This is a genomic window from Bacillus sp. ISL-46 (assembly GCF_018613205.1).
The window spans coordinates 27,780-44,662 of sequence record NZ_JAGGQR010000028.1; the positions used below are offsets into that span (position 1 = coordinate 27,780).

19 protein-coding genes and 1 pseudogene are annotated in these 16,883 nt (G+C 37.1%); 9 read left to right on the forward strand and 11 right to left on the reverse strand.

Features of this window, described 5'->3' with window-relative positions:
* From J7E67_RS16385 to J7E67_RS16400, 5 genes are all read right to left on the reverse strand, one after another.
* A complete protein-coding gene (locus J7E67_RS16385; protein ID WP_214732378.1) occupies window positions 1-870 on the reverse strand; it encodes an FAD binding domain-containing protein in 870 nt (289 codons plus the stop codon).
* The gene (locus J7E67_RS16390; protein ID WP_251026818.1) at window positions 864-1,328 is read right to left on the reverse strand and encodes a (2Fe-2S)-binding protein; all 465 of its coding nucleotides are present in this window, start codon (window positions 1,326-1,328) and stop codon (window positions 864-866) included. The genes J7E67_RS16385 and J7E67_RS16390 overlap by 7 nt, the downstream gene beginning before the upstream one ends.
* Entirely contained in the window at window positions 1,328-3,490 is a 2,163-nt protein-coding gene (locus J7E67_RS16395; protein ID WP_214732379.1) for a xanthine dehydrogenase family protein molybdopterin-binding subunit, read from the reverse strand. Before J7E67_RS16395 ends, J7E67_RS16390 begins: the two co-directional genes overlap by 1 nt.
* Window positions 3,491-3,978: 488 nt before the next feature.
* The gene (locus J7E67_RS31855; RefSeq protein WP_256942356.1) at window positions 3,979-4,110 is read right to left on the reverse strand and encodes a hypothetical protein; all 132 of its coding nucleotides are present in this window, start codon (window positions 4,108-4,110) and stop codon (window positions 3,979-3,981) included.
* Window positions 4,111-4,460: 350 nt separating this feature from the next.
* Entirely contained in the window at window positions 4,461-4,781 is a 321-nt protein-coding gene (locus J7E67_RS16400) for a hypothetical protein (protein WP_214732380.1), read from the reverse strand.
* 531 nt (window positions 4,782-5,312) lie between these two features.
* Here J7E67_RS16400 and J7E67_RS16405 point away from each other — a divergent pair.
* On the forward strand, window positions 5,313-5,546 hold the full coding sequence (locus tag J7E67_RS16405; RefSeq protein ID WP_214718061.1) for a hypothetical protein: 234 nt from the start codon (window positions 5,313-5,315) through the stop codon (window positions 5,544-5,546).
* Window positions 5,547-5,646: 100 nt separating this feature from the next.
* A complete protein-coding gene (locus J7E67_RS16410) occupies window positions 5,647-5,820 on the forward strand; it encodes a hypothetical protein (RefSeq protein WP_214732381.1) in 174 nt (57 codons plus the stop codon).
* A 397-nt stretch (window positions 5,821-6,217) separates the two neighbouring features.
* On the opposite strand, the gene J7E67_RS16415 is transcribed toward J7E67_RS16410, so the two are convergent.
* A complete protein-coding gene (locus tag J7E67_RS16415; RefSeq protein ID WP_214732382.1) occupies window positions 6,218-6,958 on the reverse strand; it encodes an SDR family oxidoreductase in 741 nt (246 codons plus the stop codon).
* Window positions 6,959-6,982: 24 nt separating this feature from the next.
* Window positions 6,983-7,975: an aldo/keto reductase gene (locus J7E67_RS16420; protein WP_214732383.1), complete on the reverse strand. Its 993-nt coding sequence runs from the start codon at window positions 7,973-7,975 to the stop codon at window positions 6,983-6,985.
* A 383-nt stretch (window positions 7,976-8,358) separates the two neighbouring features.
* On the opposite strand from J7E67_RS16420, the gene J7E67_RS16425 reads away from it, so the two are divergent.
* Window positions 8,359-9,276 (forward strand): AraC family transcriptional regulator, encoded by a 918-nt coding sequence (locus J7E67_RS16425; protein WP_214732384.1) that lies wholly within the window; start codon window positions 8,359-8,361, stop codon window positions 9,274-9,276.
* Window positions 9,277-9,707: 431 nt separating this feature from the next.
* Here J7E67_RS16425 and J7E67_RS16430 read toward each other — a convergent pair whose 3' ends face one another.
* Window positions 9,708-10,148, reverse strand: coding sequence for a cell wall hydrolase (locus J7E67_RS16430; protein WP_214732385.1), 441 nt, complete (start codon window positions 10,146-10,148; stop codon window positions 9,708-9,710).
* 290 nt (window positions 10,149-10,438) lie between these two features.
* Between J7E67_RS16430 and J7E67_RS16435 the strand changes: the two genes are divergently transcribed.
* On the forward strand, window positions 10,439-11,227 hold the full coding sequence (locus tag J7E67_RS16435; RefSeq protein ID WP_214732386.1) for an alpha/beta fold hydrolase: 789 nt from the start codon (window positions 10,439-10,441) through the stop codon (window positions 11,225-11,227).
* Between the two features lie 2 nt (window positions 11,228-11,229).
* Complete coding sequence (locus J7E67_RS16440; RefSeq protein ID WP_214718467.1) at window positions 11,230-11,724, forward strand: undecaprenyl-diphosphatase; 495 nt, start codon at window positions 11,230-11,232, stop codon at window positions 11,722-11,724.
* 708 nt (window positions 11,725-12,432) lie between these two features.
* On the opposite strand, the gene J7E67_RS16445 is transcribed toward J7E67_RS16440, so the two are convergent.
* Window positions 12,433-13,260, reverse strand: a complete 828-nt coding sequence (locus tag J7E67_RS16445; protein ID WP_214718458.1) for a TrmB family transcriptional regulator — start codon at window positions 13,258-13,260, stop codon at window positions 12,433-12,435.
* A gap of 142 nt (window positions 13,261-13,402) precedes the next feature.
* Between J7E67_RS16445 and J7E67_RS16450 the strand changes: the two genes are divergently transcribed.
* Window positions 13,403-14,032: a homoserine/threonine efflux transporter gene (locus J7E67_RS16450; RefSeq protein WP_214718456.1), complete on the forward strand. Its 630-nt coding sequence runs from the start codon at window positions 13,403-13,405 to the stop codon at window positions 14,030-14,032.
* Window positions 14,033-14,212: 180 nt separating this feature from the next.
* On the opposite strand, the pseudogene J7E67_RS31335 reads toward J7E67_RS16450, so the two are convergent.
* Window positions 14,213-14,311: pseudogene (locus J7E67_RS31335) on the reverse strand (GNAT family N-acetyltransferase); the annotation flags it as partial.
* Between the two features lie 12 nt (window positions 14,312-14,323).
* Between J7E67_RS31335 and J7E67_RS32110 the strand changes: the two are divergent.
* From J7E67_RS32110 to J7E67_RS16460, 3 genes are read left to right on the forward strand one after another with little or no spacing between them, the layout of a single operon-like run.
* Complete coding sequence (locus J7E67_RS32110; RefSeq protein WP_308161425.1) at window positions 14,324-15,067, forward strand: aminotransferase-like domain-containing protein; 744 nt, start codon at window positions 14,324-14,326, stop codon at window positions 15,065-15,067.
* Window positions 15,058-15,681 (forward strand): aminotransferase-like domain-containing protein, encoded by a 624-nt coding sequence (locus J7E67_RS32115; RefSeq protein ID WP_308161426.1) that lies wholly within the window; start codon window positions 15,058-15,060, stop codon window positions 15,679-15,681. Before J7E67_RS32110 ends, J7E67_RS32115 begins: the two co-directional genes overlap by 10 nt.
* 45 nt (window positions 15,682-15,726) lie before the next feature.
* Window positions 15,727-16,278: a tyrosine-type recombinase/integrase gene (locus tag J7E67_RS16460; protein WP_308161427.1), complete on the forward strand. Its 552-nt coding sequence runs from the start codon at window positions 15,727-15,729 to the stop codon at window positions 16,276-16,278.
* Window positions 16,279-16,301: 23 nt separating this feature from the next.
* Here J7E67_RS16460 and J7E67_RS16465 read toward each other — a convergent pair whose 3' ends face one another.
* Window positions 16,302-16,760 (reverse strand): 2-thiouracil desulfurase family protein, encoded by a 459-nt coding sequence (locus J7E67_RS16465; RefSeq protein ID WP_214732387.1) that lies wholly within the window; start codon window positions 16,758-16,760, stop codon window positions 16,302-16,304.
* Between the last annotated feature and the right edge of the window lie 123 nt (window positions 16,761-16,883).

Below are 16,883 nucleotides of genomic sequence, written 5' to 3' on the forward strand. Positions count from 1 at the left end.
TTAATTCGTTTGATATTGCTTCATGCTAAGAAAATAACGTAAAAGATTTAAGGCGACGGTTTTTCGGTAAGTCGCAGTGGAGCGCTGATCGTCGATTGGTCTAATGATCTTATCGAAAGCTGCCACAATTCCAGCGATGTCTGCTTTGGCTAATGGTATTGTCTTTCCAAGCAGCGTCTTCTCAATATCAATGGAACGAACCATCGTTGGTCCGACCGCCCCGAAGGCAAACCGTACATCATCGATTCGAGCATCATTGATCCGGATATATCCTGCAAACCCTACTTTGGCAATGGCATCTGCGTTGCGGTTGCCGACTTTCTCAAAAACGACATGTGCACCTTCTGCTAATACGGACGGCAATATAACTTCTACTAAAATCTCATTTTGATAACGCTGTACCCGTCGTGGACCTTGAATAAAATCGCTAATCTCAACGATTCGATCACCATTTACGGAGCGCAACAGAAGCTTTGCATTGTATACATATAATAAAGGAAGTGTGTCACCAGCTGGAGAGGCGTTGCAAATATTCCCACCTAATGTCCCTCTGTTTCTTATTGCCGGGGCCGCAATGGTTTTAATGGCATTTTTTAATGGCATGGGAATGAACGGATGTTCAAGTAATTCACTATAGGTACAGCAAGCACCGATGTGAAGATCCTTCTGATTTTGATACACTCGCTTTAGTTCAGAAAGATGATCAATAAAAACAAGGGGTTTTGGGAGTTTCAGAGGTACTCCCCTACCACTTTTGTGAAGAACCATGACATCAGTGCCGCCGGCCATGATTAAACAGTCTTCTCTATTCAATTGACTCAACGTTTGGTCTAAACGATCGAAGCGATACGCGGTTATTTTCTCTACCATAAGCCGTCACCTTTTTTAGCTGCCTGATTGATCGCATCAACAATCATATTGTAGCCCGTACATCGGCACAGATTTCCAGATATACCTTCACGTATTTCAGCCTCTGAAGGCTGAGGATTTTTAGATAGCAAAGCTGCACTTGCCATAATCATCCCCGGAATGCAATAGCCGCATTGCACTCCCCCTGCTAAGCTATAGCTCTCATCTAAAATCTTAAATTGTTCCGTTTCAAGTATCCCTTCTATCGTTTGAATATCGGCACCATCAATTGAGCCAATGGGAATAAGGCAGCTGTTTTGTAGGAGGTTATTCACAAAAACACTGCAGGCGCCGCATTCCCCTTCTCCACAGCCTTCCTTTGTACCGATTAATTCAAAGTCATCTCTTAATAAATCTAGTAATCTTGCTGTAGCAGGGGCGTCCGTTTCTACGGTTCTTCCATTTAGGGTAAATTTCATCAACCCTCTTCACCTTCTTTCATCGAAAGACTTTCAATAATGACTTCTGGTGTTATTGGAATTTGCTGAAAAGAAGTTTGCAGTGCATCCTCGATCGCCGCTTGGACGGCTGGAGCGCCGCCGATTAACGTCAATTCACCTGCGCCCTTCGCCCCGTATGGACCATCAGCATAGGGGTTATCAAAGACCTTGCTTTCAATTGTAACAACGTCCAATGAAGTCGGCGGTCCATAATCCGATATGCTTTTTTGTTGGATCTTACCTTGCTTTGACGTCATCTTTTCTAAATAACCGTATGCTAACCCTTGAGCCAAACCACCGTCAATTTGGCCTTTCATAATCCGTTCATCGATGACCTTCCCCACTTCATAATTGCCGTATACTTTTTCTAACTTTACGTTTCCTGTTAACGTATCGACTTCCAATTCAACGATATTCACACCCCATGAATAAGCTGGGTAAGCATCTCCAGTGAAGGTTTTCTCGTCCCAAGGGATCATTTCACGGTGAACATAATGCTCTACTACTTCCTGTTCCACCCCTGTTTGCCACTGAACCTTCAGTTTTTTTGCGGCCCGTTCAAGCAATTTTCCGACAATCATCGTCGTCCTGGAGGCGACGGTCGGACCGGAGTCGGGTACCTCTTTTGTATCGGGATAAGGGTACAAAACATCTTCATACGGGAGGTTTAGTTCTTTGGCGACAATTTTACACAGCGTCGTCAAAATGCCTTGTCCCATATCGGAATTGGAGATTTTTAGCATAACTTTGCCGTCCTTTGATTTAACCAGCTTCACCGTTGCTTTAATATGGTCTCGTTCGCCACTGCCTGTAAATCCACAGCCGTGGAGGAACAGCGAGGTTCCAATGCCTTTTTTATAGCGCTGACTTTGTTGATTGAAACGCTGAAACTCCTGTTTTTTCTTTTTGTATGCTGACGAATTGAGCAGGTCCTCAATCATTTCTTCTACTAATATTGGATCGCGGAATATACCTTTGGTGATGGTGGGGTCTCCTTGTTTAACGAGGTATTTTCGTTTATATTCAAGTGGTTCGATTTTTGCCAGTTTACTAAGATGTCCGATATGACTTTCGATTCCGGCGAAGCTTTGTGGAGCACCAAAGCCTCTGAAGGCGCCATTCGGAACGGTATTGGTTTTTAAGACATAGCCTTTTGCATGAAAATGCGGAATTTTATAAACACCGGCACTGTTTATTAATGCACGCTGCAGTACGACAGAACTCAAACCGACATTCGCTCCGCCATCGAGATAGATGTCAATACACAGGCTCAAAATATTTCCTTCCTTATCAAGGGCAGTTCGATAATTGAGTTTGGCCGGATGCCTTTTCGTCGTAACTACCATATCCTCCGAACGGTCGAAGACGAGCATCACCGATTTTTTGACTGCCTTTGCTGCAACGGCTACGTGACAAGCCATCATCGAAGGAAAATCTTCTTTTCCGCCAAAACCTCCGCCAGTAGGGCTTTGAACCACTCTGACTTCATCGTCACCACAGGCTAACGCGCTTAGCAAGGCATTTTTTATATAATACAGACATTGCATCGATCCCTGGACTTCAATTTCATCCTCCTTATATATGGCGAGCATACCTTGTGGCTCAAGGTAGACATGCTCCTGATAACCCGTATCATATTCTTCTTCAATTATTTTGTGAGCTCCCTGCTCGATCGCTGAAATGGTCTCTAAGCTTTCCCCGAATTCATAGCTTGCCATATTGACCCCGGCTACAGATTTTTGCTTGATCGCTTCGTCCAATGTATAGATAGGTGGATGTTCTTCAAATTCAATCTCTACTTCATTTAACAAACGGTACAAGATATTCAGGTCTTCTCCTACGAGCATCAGAATTGGCTCACCAATATAATTGACCCACTCATTGGCAAAAATGGGCTGATCTTCTTTGATAATTTTGACATAATTCGGACCAGGGATATCCTCTGCTCCAACCGCTTCATATCCTTCCGGAAGGTTTGGTAATTGGATGGAGATGATTTTTCCATATGCAACCTGAGACCTAACCAAAACACCATAAACCATATTTTCCACTTTCACGTCGCTAATATAGGGCAGCTGGCCCGATACTTTTCCTGTATGATCCTTTTTGGGCACTGAGGTACTTATGTCTTTGAGACTCATTGGAACAACACCCTTCGACTCATTTTTTTCAAGGGGGACATATGATAAATAGAAACCTCTTCCTACATTTTTATAAATGAGATTGATATTTTATGATTAATTTTGATTCAAGTATCTCGTAGTATTTAATTATATTTTTATTTCGGGAAACTTTACCTATTTATGTAAGAATTTTTGACAAAGTATTTTCATTTAACTTGCTTGTTCTTTTCCGTTTCATCAGTCTAGGTAGAATTAAACCATTAATTAAAAAAAGCAAAAATATACAAGTTGTGCATGATAACTTGTATATTTTAGGCTTTTTAATCTTGTTCCTTATTATGTTAAAGCTACCCGTTACTTAACAACAGAAAAAAGGGCTCTACTCCTATTGAAGTAAAGCACCCGTTAGCTGAAGAAGAAAATCAACACATCTCTTATATCTATGTCATTTTTTCCGTCAACAACTACCCTTTCTAAAACAACTTCTAAAGGAAGCTCTCTTTATATTAAAACCACAATCTTTTATGATAATCATATTCAGAGATATCGTAATTCTCTTCTCTTTCTTTTTTTGGGGTACACTCTTCACAAGGTTCTTCCGACTGGTTATGTTCACATTGTTCTAATAAAAGTTCCATTGTTTGTATCCCCTCTCCTATTTCTTACTATCTATATTAATGGAAGCGGTTACATTTGTCAGGTGCTTTTTATTGGAAAATAATAAATCGTGTTATTAGATTTGTGAGGAAATAAGAGTGAAACACTCATAAAATTTTTCTGTTTTTGAATCTGGTAATTTGGACAGTTCCGTCAATCTCTTTGATTCCCTCATAAGACTTCCTATTCCAATCCCTTTAAATAGGCATTTCTAAACATAATATGAAAATCCGAATTTTCTCCGAAATATCGCTTAAAGCCTTCTAAAACTTTTTCTTTAATTATTAAACAATCGCACCCGTTAGCTGAATAAGAAACTATTCAATTATTTTCAAAATTCGGATGGAACAAATACGATTGGATATTGTTCTCCTAACTGTTTCTTCATCTCTTGGAGTAGTTGCAACCCTTTTTCATTGTGATTTTCCACTAGTTGTAATCCATTTTCTTCTAATAAATCGGTTTCTAAATCAATCCATTTTCCATACTCCGATACCCAATCCATTAACTGTTCCCTCAATTCATCTGTCAAAGGAAATTCCTCTATATCAAGATTTTCACCACAATCGTTACACCAAATCGGATCCGCCACAAAATCAGCTTCGAATTTATATGAAGTATGTTTGCAGTTTCTTCTTTTTTTCCAAAACATTATTTATTCTCCATTTCAAATTTATAAATAAAAATTGCAAATACGCAATATCACAATTATATCTCAACGCCTGATATTCCGTCTGCCTTATTACACTAAACTGCCCGTTAAGTCGAATAAGAAAAGGGATCGCCGCAGCTATCCCTATCTTAAACTCCTGCACCCGTAAGCACCATAAGGAAAACAATTTTATAGGAATTTGAGATGATGGAATAAGTGAGTTTTTCCATTCCATTCAATTATACATTGCTCAACACCTAAAACTGCTGTTTCTCTAATTTATTGAGATTTCGAAAAAAACCAATCTTCAATTCCACACCCCCATAAATTGTCACATTAATTAATATTCCACCTCATCTTATTTATTCCCTGCTTAACACTCCTATTGAAGTAACCTGCCCCTTTAGTGAAAGATGAACATGGCAACAAATTGCAGTTGGATCCTCACCTATCCTTAGGTTTGTGAACTTAAAATAAGTGTTCTATTTGACCTTTTTAAATTATAATCGTAATTACGGAGGTGTAGTAATAGTGAATAAAAGTCATGAACTACTATATGGCTGGACGCTGATAGCACATAAATCTTACAAGCTGTTTTCAAACGAAAATTCCTATGCACTTATAGATCAGGATAATGATGTTGCTATGCAGTTTACAGCTACAGAACAAGAGTTGGAAATAATTCATTCTAACTACAATTTGCGGTTTAAAGTGATTCCAGCATTTAAGACGATAAAGGTACTAAACGTACCTGAGGAATTTTAGTCAGGTTAGGGTTGATTGACAATGGGACTTTTAGATAAATTCTTCGAAAAAAAGCAGAAAAGGATAAAACCCATTTTTTATTTACAGCTTGTTTTAATTATTGACTGTTGGCGGCGGTGCTGCGGGCGCTATGTTTGGACCACTTGGTACTGTTGCTGGCGGTCTTGCGGTCGGTGCGCTTGGTAACCAAGTTGGCGAGGGTGCTGGCGGAGATAACAATGCTGCTGCTAACAACCGTAATGCGAGTAATAATAGCGGTTCTATGAACGAGTAGTAAATCTAAGGGGCGTGAGGAATCCTCAGCCCTCCCTTTATTTAAAAAAAGAAATAGGCTGTGTTCAAACAACAACTAGAACAGATTATAAACATTTATACATTTTTAAATCCTCTATTAATTCATTAAACGATGATTCTTCGTATTCTTCAACTGTACATAGTAATTTTCTAAGCTCCAAGTAGTTTCGCCGAAAAAGCGACCAATTATGGCAGCCTTAATCTTAAACTCAAGCACCCTTTACTTTAAGTGTAAATCTTCACAAACTTACCTTTTATTAAGGAAAAGGCGATGCCTATTTAGAGCATCGCCGTCGTTCATTCATATCAATTAAGTGGGTAGATTCACTACAATAAGGAACGATAATAACCCGATATTAAAACTGCCCCCAGAGTTTTTACCGTTCTTGATTTGTTGGTCGAATAATCATCTCATTAATAGCAACATCAGCTGGTTGTTCAATCGCAAAGGCAATGGCACGAGCTATTGCTTCAGCTTCAATCGCACCTTCATAAATTTTATCGATTCCAGGTTTCAAATCCATATCTGTGATCGATTCTGTTAATTCACTCTTAACAGCCCCTGGTGAAATAATCGTGGAACGAATATTGTTTCCAGCCTCTTCCTTACGTAGACCTTCAGAAATAGCACGCACGGCGAACTTCGTTCCAGCATAAACGGTGCTCCCAGGACCAACAAAGTGTCCGGCTACAGAAGAAAGATTGATAATATGACCTGATTTTTGTTCTCTCATTGATGGAAGCACAGCCGCAATTCCAAAAAGAACTCCTTTAATGTTTACATCAATCATCTTGTTCCAATCATCAACTTTTTTCTTGTAAAGAAATGAATGCGGCATAACGCCTGCATTATTGACTAGTACATCTATTTTTCCAAACGTTTGAAGCGCATCTTCAGCTAACTCTTCCATTTGTTCATGCGAAGTGACATCCGTTACTTTATAAACAACCTGACCACCGTAACTTTTAATTTCTTCTTGTAATTTCTTTAAACGATCTTCCCGGCGAGCTGCTAAGACCAGCTTGGCACCTTTAGATGCAAGCTCCTTTGCAGTAGCCTCCCCAATCCCACTAGAAGCACCCGTAATAATAACAACTTTATCTTGAATATTAGACATACTGAATTAATCCCTTCTTTTAAGTTATTTGCTCACTCTTTTTGCGTAATCAGAACCTACAGGATAACGATCTCCCACAATCTCTATTTTAGAGAGTGCGTTATTCAAATCTTTTAGTTCCTCAGTTGAAAGCTCCACATCCACTGCACCAATATTTTCTACCAGTCGCTCAAATTTACGAGTACCAGGAATCGGAACAATCCACTGCTTCTGAGCAAGTACCCATGCTAGTGCAATTTGAGCCGTCGTTGAGTTCTTTTCTGCAGCCACCTTCTTTATTAATTCCACTAAAACCTGATTTGCTTCAAGATTCTCTGATTGGAAGCGAGGCTGCTTGCTGCGGAAGTCGTCGCTCCCGAATGTTGTATTCTTATCAATAGTTCCAGTAAGGAATCCCTTGCCCAGCGGGGCAAATGGTACAAAGCCAATCCCTAAATCTTCAAGGGTAGGTAACAATTCATTTTCAGGACTTCTCCACATCATTGAGTATTCACTTTCAACTGCCGTGAGAGGCTGAACAGCATGCGCACGACGAATTGTTTCCACCCCTGCTTCAGAAAGTCCCCAATGTCTGATCTTGCCTTCCATGATTAGGTCTTGTATTACTCCAGCCACTTCTTCTACTGGCACAGTTGGGTCAACACGATGCTGATAATATAGGTCAATCGTTTCGATTTTAAGTCGTTTGAGCGAGCCTTCGACTGATTTCCTAATAGTCTCAAGTTTGCTGTCAAGCACCTGCTTGCCGTCTTCCATTTTAATGCCAAATTTAGTTGCGATGACCACCTTTCCCTTAAATGGAGCAAGTGCTTCACCTACCAACTCCTCATTGTGATGATCTTTCCCATATACTTCTGCAGTGTCGAAGAAATTAACACCACGTTCAACCGCCGCATGGATTAAAGATATTGCCTCTTTCTTTTCTGGAATTGGACCAAAACTTTGACTCATTCCCATGCAACCTAACCCAATTGCAGAAACTTCTAAACCGCTTTTTCCTAATTGACGCTTTTTCATTATTTATCTTCCTCCTTTTTATCAGCAATTAATTGATGAAATTTGGTTGCTTCGCTAGAATTAGTTTTTAATCCCATATATTTCATATGGAAACGCCGACGAAAGCAGCCACTTTATCAAGAATGCAGAAATAACGAATTGTGAGGTGCCAACCAAGAAGCTGATGAGTGTTAGCATGTATATTTTCTATGTGTTAATCATGGTTTCTATCTAGGTTAAAAATAAAGATGTGAAATAACTTGCATCCTCATTATGCAACAAATGAAATCGCGACTGGTATCACAATCGTACCAAATGATTGCATAATCCTCTCAAATCCATTACCTAAAAGGTGAATTAGCATTATAATGGGACCATCACGGATGAAGACAAAGGAGGATTTTATGTTTGAACAATTATATAGACAAAGAGTTGAGCTCACCAAAATCATAGAAGGTCACATAGGACAGGACGGTTCTCACATGACTGCTATTCCGTCTTTATTTTTCTCTCGATACTCTAATGAAACTGGACCAAATTACGGAGTTTACAAGCCTTCCTTATGCATTGTGGTTCAAGGGATGAAGGAGGTATTACTGTCACAAGAGCGTTTTCAGTACGGTCCTGCCGATTACCTTGTTGCATCCGTAAAGTTACCAATAACCGGACAAGTGACAGAAGCCTCTTTCCAGGTTCCGTACTTGGCTCTAAAAATTGAATTTACAGCGAGTCAAATTTTAGAGGTGTTACGTGAATCTGAAATGGGTGTTGATAAGAAGGAGAATGCTAAGCGAGGTATGTATGTCAGCAAAATAGAGCCATTTCTGCTTGACGCGGTAACCAGATTAGCTCGACTCCTAGATAATCCGAAGGATATCCCGGTACTTGCTCCTCTAATTATGAAAGAAATCATCTATAGGGTTCTGCAAGGAGAACATGGGGGGATGCTTAAACAAATTGCAATAGAAGGAAGTTCTGCCAATCAAATCAGTGACGTGATCGAATATATCATGAATAACTATGGAAAGTCTTTTAAGATTGAGGAACTTGCGGAAATAGCAAATATGAGTGTTTCTTCACTTCATCGACACTTTAAAGAGGTAACAGCGATGAGCCCAATCCAATTCCAAAAACAACTCAGACTTCAAGAAGCCCGGAGCCTGTTATTATCCGAATCAGCGGATGCAGCAGATGTTGCATTCCGGGTTGGTTATGATAGTCCATCACAATTCAGCCGAGAATATTCGCGCATGTTTGGTTTACCACCTAAAGAAGATATAAAGCGCCTAAGGGAGAACTATAACGAAACGATAAACGAATGAATCCCCTGCCTAATGGTGGGGGTTCCTATAGTGTGGAGAAAAGGAAAAATTTCTAAGGAGATGCATTAACCTGGAAAATTGCCTAACTAACAATATAAATGGAAATTCTAAATAATTACACTAAACTAAACTCCCTTTAGTTCAAAAAGAAAGCTGCCAACTCTGGCAGCCTGGTTTTTCAACTCTGCCCCCGTTACTTTAAGTACAATCCTTCACAAAATGCAACTTATTGTATAGTAAGAGACACTATTTCTAGTACGGGAATCCCACCCGCTATATGATACGACCTAAGCTCGGCCGCACACGCACCCGTTACTTTAAGTACAATATTTCACAATCTTGCATTCTTGGATAAAAACTATTACTAAAAGTTTTATTTTATTCTGTGTAAATATTCTAAATATGTAAAAAAGCTTACTCAAAGAGTAAGCTTAACCGTTATAAACACTATCACATGTTCCAGGTTTTGGTTCATAAAAACAATGTTCTTTAAATTGACCAGATTGAGGTTGACCGTACCATGTTGGAGGGCATGGAGCATGTGGATTAAAATACCAAAGAGCAAATTTCGCTGGGTGGTCTCTCCAATAATCCAAATTCTGTTTTGCTAATCTTCTTTCAGAAGTTCTTGATCTTTGATAAAATACATTCCCTTTTTGAACTGCTTCAAAGGAAAAATTTCCTCCTTGTACTTGAAAAATAACTTGGTTAATTGTTCTTAAACCTTTAAAGTCTGTACAATTTGCTACAACACGATTCACAATTACATTTCCAACATATAACATTCCCTGTTTTCCTTCACCTTCGGCTTCTGCTCTCATCATCCTTGCCATTAAGTCAACGTCTGAACTTCGGTAACTAACTCTTGGCATTTTTCCACCTCCAAAATATAATATGAAAAAAAGGCTACATTCATGCCATTGTTTATATAATAAGAATGCTTAGTTTTTAAAACTACAGTTTTTAAGTAAAATGAAAACTATTGCATTCTTTTTATACCTTTATTCAACTATACTGCTCCCTTTAGTTCAATAAGAAAAGGCTGCCAGGAATTTGAGTTGTAAAAAAGCTGGGAAGACCTAGCTTTTTTTGTATGATTCAACAAAATGAACCAAATAATAAATGAAACCAAATCAAGGTATTATTAATTTGAGGTGATATAATGCCAATCCTCGAAGTTGATGAGAGTACCCTTTACTACACTGTTAAAGGTAAAGGGATTCCAATCATATTTATTCATCCACCTGTTCTTACTTCTATAAATTTCATATACCAGTTAGAAGAACTATCTCGTTATTTTCAGGTTATCACCTTTGATATACGAGGACATGGAAGGAGTCCTTTTTCAAGAAAACCTGTTACTTATCCACTAATCGTTGAGGATATAAAAAAACTAATGGACCATCTGAATATTAAGCAAGCCTTTTTATGCGGATATTCAACAGGGGCATCTATCCTATTGGAGTTTTTTTTATCAACTTCAAAAGGGCGTGCTTTAGGTGGAATCATTATTAGTGGAATGTCTGAGGTAAGTGACTGGCGTCTAAAAAACAGAATACGCATTGCTAAAAACCTTGCAAAGATTGGGGCATTGCCTGCTTTAGCTCGTTCAATATCCCATAGCAATTCAAATACAAAAGAGTTGTTCGACAAGATGTTACTAGAAGCTAAAAAAGGTGATGCTAGAAACATCTTGCAATACTATGATTACAGTTTGAACTATAACATTTCCGATCAACTAGAAAACATTACTATGCCAATTTCCCTCATTTATGGCGGAAAAGATAAAACATTTTATCGTTATGCACAACAACTACATACGAAACTACCTCAAAATGAAATAACCTTTGTTAAAGGCATTAAACATCAGGTCCCAACAAAAGCAGCAAGTGAATTGAATCAAGTTATTTATCGATTTATCCAAAATATTCCATCAAACAAAGGTGAATAAGCTTGGATGTTAAACTATTTCGTTTAATAAATTTGCTTTCCGGACGTCATTTAGTAATAGATAAATTAATGATACTTATTTCCAAAAAGATGAAATTTGTTTTCTTTATTATTTTAGTGATTTTGCTTTTTAAAAAAAAGAATGTAACTATTGAAGCAGTAGTGTCTATCATGATTTCGTTATTCATGCATTTTATAATTAAGTTATTTTATTTTAAGCCCCGTCCATTTATAGAAGGGAGAGTAGGTATACTTATCCCTTCAAAATTCGATTCGTCCTTTCCAAGTAAACATACACTACTAACTTTCGCCGTTTCAACAATAGTCCTCTTTAATGAACGCATCCTTGGATCTATTATGTTGGGGTTTTCTTTTTTAACAGGATTGTCACGAATTTGGGTAGGACATCATTATCCATCTGATATTGCAGGAAGTGCTGTATTAGGCTCTTTAACAAGTGCGATTATTAATAAAATATTACAAAGAAAATGGCAATGAAAACTCTAAGGAATTTCACTGCCTATAGATGTGATTGACTTTTAAATTAACAAATAGCTGAGAAACATTGGGTTCACTATTTCCCTTGTGAGGTCCTGATAATCCCTTCTACTAATCAAACGCTTTTTGGAGGCTTTCCTCCTTTTGAATTTTGGCAAATACAGTTAGATTAGTTGTTCCGCAAATTATGAAACTGAAAATAAGTATTAAAAAGAAAAACTTTTGTTCATTTTTCATCACCCTAAATTATAACTAGGTGTATTTTTCCCGAGTCAATTACAACTATCCTTATTCAAGTAAACTGTCCTTTAGTTCAATAAGAAAATGAGCTGCCACAACAACTCCACAGTTCAACTCTTGCACCCGTTACTTTAAGCACAATTCTTCACAATCTTGCTTTGAAAAATCAACAAAGTTGCAACTACAAAGCTAAACGCGATTCTCTTAAAGTGGCGAAAAACTGAAATATAACTATAATATTTTTTCATATTTAAATAACTGAAGTTTTTCAGTAATTTGTACTTAGGATATTTGGTTTGTAAGTTGAACAAGGAATAACTCTATTCATTGCTGAATAAAACACCATTTAAAAACATTTATGTGTGGTGGGTTGACAGTTTCGTTCATATCAGTTGAAGAAGAACAGCTTATTTGCTATGAAGAAATACTGTTCTTCTTATGCTGTATAAAACAGTTAATTGTACAAATTTATTTTACATAATGTTTTTTAAAATCTGGGTAAATAGAAAATTTATGGCGTAAATTCACGAGGTTTTTCCCAAAACTTTCCTCTAGAAGTTCTCTATGTTTCTCCATAATTTCCATGAGATACAAATCATGAATCATGACTTCTGTAATTGGCATGACTAAACCTACATGCATGGTCCATGCTGCACGGCTATCTTCGCCCAGCGAAACAATACCTGCTACTACTTCTGAATCATCTCCACTAATAACAATCCATCGTCCACCATACTCTTCTGTAATTTCATGACCCATATAATGAAGGTAAACATTAGCAAAATCGGAGACGATTTCCCCATAAGCAATAATCGTTACGTTGACCCCTCTTTTTGCTGCCTGTCTTAGTTCAGAATCCAACTCTTCGAATTCCTCTTTCCAAACCTCTAAGAGAATTCTTTTTGTAGCAGATGATATACAAGCTTTTACCTTATCGAGTATTTCATTGCGTCCCGTGATATTCCAGATATTTTCACGGTCATTTGCAGAACGTTCGAACTCCGCTAGTGATTTTTCTGCCAATTCCAAATTCTCTTCTGCTTTCCTTCGGCGGTTTTTAATTAGCTCCTTGGCAGGAACAGGAGTATACTGTGGCGTGTTTCCAGGACTAACCAGAATATCTCCTCGTATGGCGAGACTATCTAAAACTTCATAAATTCTTGAACGTGGTACACCAGAATTTTTCGCTACTGCATATCCAGTTAATGGCGATTCTTCCAATAAGGTAAGATACGCTTTCGCTTCATATTCGGTAAAATTTAGATTCTTTAATGTTTCGAAAATGGTTTCTTTCATAAACCCTCCAATATAATATCAGTCGCTACCTTAGTAACTAATATTTTATCAAAATCAGTTGATTATTTCCAAAGGCTTCTGATATACTCGTGGTAAGTAGTTACTTTGGTAGTCACTATTAGCAAATGAAGGGAGAAACAACATGGATAGCTTACTAACATACATTTCAATTGCTGCAATGATGGTTGTTATTCCAGGAGCAGATACTATGCTATTGGTGAAAAACACACTCAGCTATGGTACAAAAGCTGGACGTTATACGGTTCTCGGAATGGCAACGGGACTTTCTTTTTGGACGCTTATTGCTATTCTTGGATTATCTGTTGTCATTGCAAAGTCTGTAATTCTTTTCAGTACAATCAAATATTTGGGAGCTGCTTACTTAATTTATTTGGGTATAAAAAGTTTTTTTGCTAAAAGTGTTTTTTCTTTAAAGGAAATTCAAGCACAAGCGAATGCACCTACCAATTCTTCAAGTCGGCATAATAAAGAGTCTTTTATGCAAGCGTTACTTAGTAATGTTCTTAATCCAAAGACTGTTTTGGTTTATATAACTGTCATGCCTCAATTTATCGATTTGAACGGAAATGTAAATCAGCAATTGATTGTGTTAGCATCAATCCTTTCTTTACTCGCTGTATTGTGGTTTCTTACCCTTGTTTATGTAATTGATTACGCAAAAAAATGGTTGAATAACTCCAAATTCCAGAAAGTATTCCAAAAATCAACTGGCTTAATTTTAGTAAGTTTGGGCGTTAAAACAGGAATTTAAATTCATTTACTAACACTCCTAATTCGACTTTTTCCGTTCAGACAACTGAACGGTTTTTTTGTCCTCATTTGTTTCAAACGTGCAACTCATTGTTCAACTAACCTGCTCGTTAGCACAAGAAGCGACTGCCTCTATTGGACAATCGCCCCCGTTAGCTTAATAAAAAATAAATGTTGGCACCTATCTAATTTCATAAAATAACCATTCAGATAGTTCTCCACCCATTTTATTATAAAGGGATTGGGCTACAAAATTATCTTTTGCCGTTTCCCAAGTCATGAGCCCTTGTATATGCAACTTTACCAATACATAAAAGAAGAAATTCAAAAAGGGATTCTAGATGCTGGAACTCGTTTACCATCAATCCGTCAACTTTCATCGTATTTAAATGTAAGTAAAAACACGATAGAATTAGCTTATCAACAATTAATTGCTGAAGGATATGTAGAAAGTAGAGCAAGAAGTGGCTTATATGTGGTGGAAAATGACACGGACATAATTCCAATCAAAAAAGCAAAGCGAAAATTATTTGATGAAGTTTTAAATGAGAACAAAGAAACATTTGAATATGATTTCCGACAGGGAAGAATTGATTTAGAACATTTTCCTTATACAACTTGGAGAAAACTTTCTAACCAGGTGTTATTTCCTGAGAACAAAAGTAATTTTTTGTACGGAGACCCTCAAGGTGAGCTAGCACTTAGGAGAGAAATAGCACAATACCTCTATCAATCAAGAGGTGTAAATTGTTCTCTAAGCCAGATCCTTGTTGGATCTGGGATCCAGCAATTGCTAACAACTTTTTGCCAAATAATCGGTGTAAATAATCAATCCATTGCATTTGAAGAGCCTTCATATGATGGTGTGAGAATGGTTTTTAAAAACTTAGGTTTTAACTTACGCCCCATCTTGTTGGATGAAACAGGAATTAATATGGAGCACTTAAAAAGTAGTGATGCAAATGTGGTATACGTTACGCCTTCTCATCAATTTCCTTGTGGAATGATAATGCCTTATTCGAAAGAATGGAATTAATACAGTGGGCAGAGCAACGTAACGGATGCATAATTGAAGATGATTATGACGGAGAGTTTAGATACATTGGAAAGCCAATTCCTTCTTTACAAGGATTAGACCCAAATGGAAGGGTTATTTATTTAGGTACTTTTTCTAAAGCTTTAATACCAGCTTTACGAATGAGTTATATGGTTTTACCAAAATATTTGTTGTCAGTTTTCAAACGAAACTTTGCCTCCTATGAGCAAACTGTATCAAAAATTCATCAAATAACTATGCAGTTATTTTTTGAAGAAGGACATTGGGATAGACATATACGGAAAATGAGAAAAATTTATCAAAAAAAACGTTCAACGCTTATTTCAAGCATTATAGATATAATGGATGACAAAGTTAATATAGTTGGCAGTCATTCAGGGTTGCATATTTTATTACAAGTAAACAACAAAATGACTGAGAAAGAGCTTGTACAAACTGCACTAAGAAATAAAGTAAAGGTTTATCCAACATCGAAATATTTTAATGATTTACGGCATATTAATAATCCTCTGATCCAACTAGGATTTGGTGGATTAACAGAACATCAAATAACTGAAGGAATTATTCTTTTGAATAAAGCTTGGTTTAAATAATTATAAACAACAGTTTTACTTTTATTTAAATAATAAAAAGGTGCGATACCACTATTCAAGTATCGAAGATACCTAGCAAAATCCAGTGAACATTTAAAGCCATCAAGTTTAGCTCATCGAATTCGATTCATTAAATCGATATTTCGTTGGTCACACGAAGAAGGGCATATAACAAAAATTCCAGCTGCTAAAATTAAAGAACCTAAACAAGGGAAACGAATCCCAAAATTCTTAACAGAGATGGAAATTGAGCATTTAAGGGAAGCGTGTTTTACTCCAATGGAAAAGGCATTACTTGAATTTATGTTTTTCACAGGTTGTAGAATTGGTGAAATAGTTTCTCTCGAAAAGAATTTTATCAATTGGTCAAATCGCTCTGCCATTGTCCTAGGAAAGGGGGATAAAGAAAGGGAGGTCTATTTTAATATACGTTGTGAAATTTGGCTGAAACGATACTTAGATTTTCGTCAGGATAAAGACCCAGCTATTTTTGTAACTGAACGGCACCCGCATAAAATGAGTATTGGTCAGATGAGGTACATAATAAAACGAATATCAAGTCGTGCAATACTTCACAATTTTGCTACCTTATCTTGAATACGCATTCGTTTATTGAAGAACTAATATAGATTTTTAGTAAATTGTTCTTCTGAAATTACTTGTAATCCATTTCTTTTTAGTAAAGCAGATGTAACTCCAGTTCCCACAATTTTCTTACCAATGAATTCTCCATTATAAATCATAGAACTACCACAGGATGGGCTATTCTCCTTTAGCACAACTATTGTTGCATTTATTTCTTTAGCCTGTTCCAAAGCAGCATAAGCACCTTTTATGTAAAGTTTCGTAACATCTTTTCCTGATTTTTCAATTACTTTAGCCTTTCCATCGAGTACATCTCCCCCGTCTCCACCTATTATCTCAGCAGGTTCTCTGGGAGTTACAAATCCACCAAGTAATTCAGGACATATGGTGATAGCTTTATTTTCTTCTACTAATTTGCGTATTGTATTATTTAAACTACTTGTACCGTTATACTTTACCTCTAACCCTGCTAAACAGGAACTAACTAATATCATCGACTAACACCCTTTCACAATAAATCAATTCTTCATTTTATAATTAATTTTATATTTCGAAAATAGTTAATACAACAAGTTTCTTTTGCATTAACCTACTTCTTTAGCATTCCTGTAGAGAGT

Bases quoted from the DNA above. Each gene is read 5' to 3' on its own strand.
- J7E67_RS32115 (WP_308161426.1), top strand. From the start codon at position 15,058: ATGGAATTAATACAGTGGGCAGAGCAACGTAACGGATGCATAATTGAA.
- J7E67_RS32110 (WP_308161425.1), top strand. From the start codon at position 14,324: ATGCAACTTTACCAATACATAAAAGAAGAAATTCAAAAAGGGATTCTA.
- J7E67_RS16390 (WP_251026818.1), bottom strand. From the start codon at position 1,328: ATGAAATTTACCCTAAATGGAAGAACCGTAGAAACGGACGCCCCTGCT.
- J7E67_RS16435 (WP_214732386.1), top strand. From the start codon at position 10,439: ATGCCAATCCTCGAAGTTGATGAGAGTACCCTTTACTACACTGTTAAA.
- J7E67_RS16385 (WP_214732378.1), bottom strand. From the start codon at position 870: ATGGTAGAGAAAATAACCGCGTATCGCTTCGATCGTTTAGACCAAACG.
- J7E67_RS16450 (WP_214718456.1), top strand. From the start codon at position 13,403: ATGGATAGCTTACTAACATACATTTCAATTGCTGCAATGATGGTTGTT.
- J7E67_RS16415 (WP_214732382.1), bottom strand. From the start codon at position 6,958: ATGTCTAATATTCAAGATAAAGTTGTTATTATTACGGGTGCTTCTAGT.
- J7E67_RS16430 (WP_214732385.1), bottom strand. From the start codon at position 10,148: ATGCCAAGAGTTAGTTACCGAAGTTCAGACGTTGACTTAATGGCAAGG.
- J7E67_RS16425 (WP_214732384.1), top strand. From the start codon at position 8,359: ATGTTTGAACAATTATATAGACAAAGAGTTGAGCTCACCAAAATCATA.
- J7E67_RS16420 (WP_214732383.1), bottom strand. From the start codon at position 7,975: ATGAAAAAGCGTCAATTAGGAAAAAGCGGTTTAGAAGTTTCTGCAATT.
- J7E67_RS31855 (WP_256942356.1), bottom strand. From the start codon at position 4,110: ATGGAACTTTTATTAGAACAATGTGAACATAACCAGTCGGAAGAACCT.
- J7E67_RS16395 (WP_214732379.1), bottom strand. From the start codon at position 3,490: ATGAGTCTCAAAGACATAAGTACCTCAGTGCCCAAAAAGGATCATACA.
- J7E67_RS16465 (WP_214732387.1), bottom strand. From the start codon at position 16,760: ATGATATTAGTTAGTTCCTGTTTAGCAGGGTTAGAGGTAAAGTATAAC.
- J7E67_RS16400 (WP_214732380.1), bottom strand. From the start codon at position 4,781: ATGTTTTGGAAAAAAAGAAGAAACTGCAAACATACTTCATATAAATTC.
- J7E67_RS16445 (WP_214718458.1), bottom strand. From the start codon at position 13,260: ATGAAAGAAACCATTTTCGAAACATTAAAGAATCTAAATTTTACCGAA.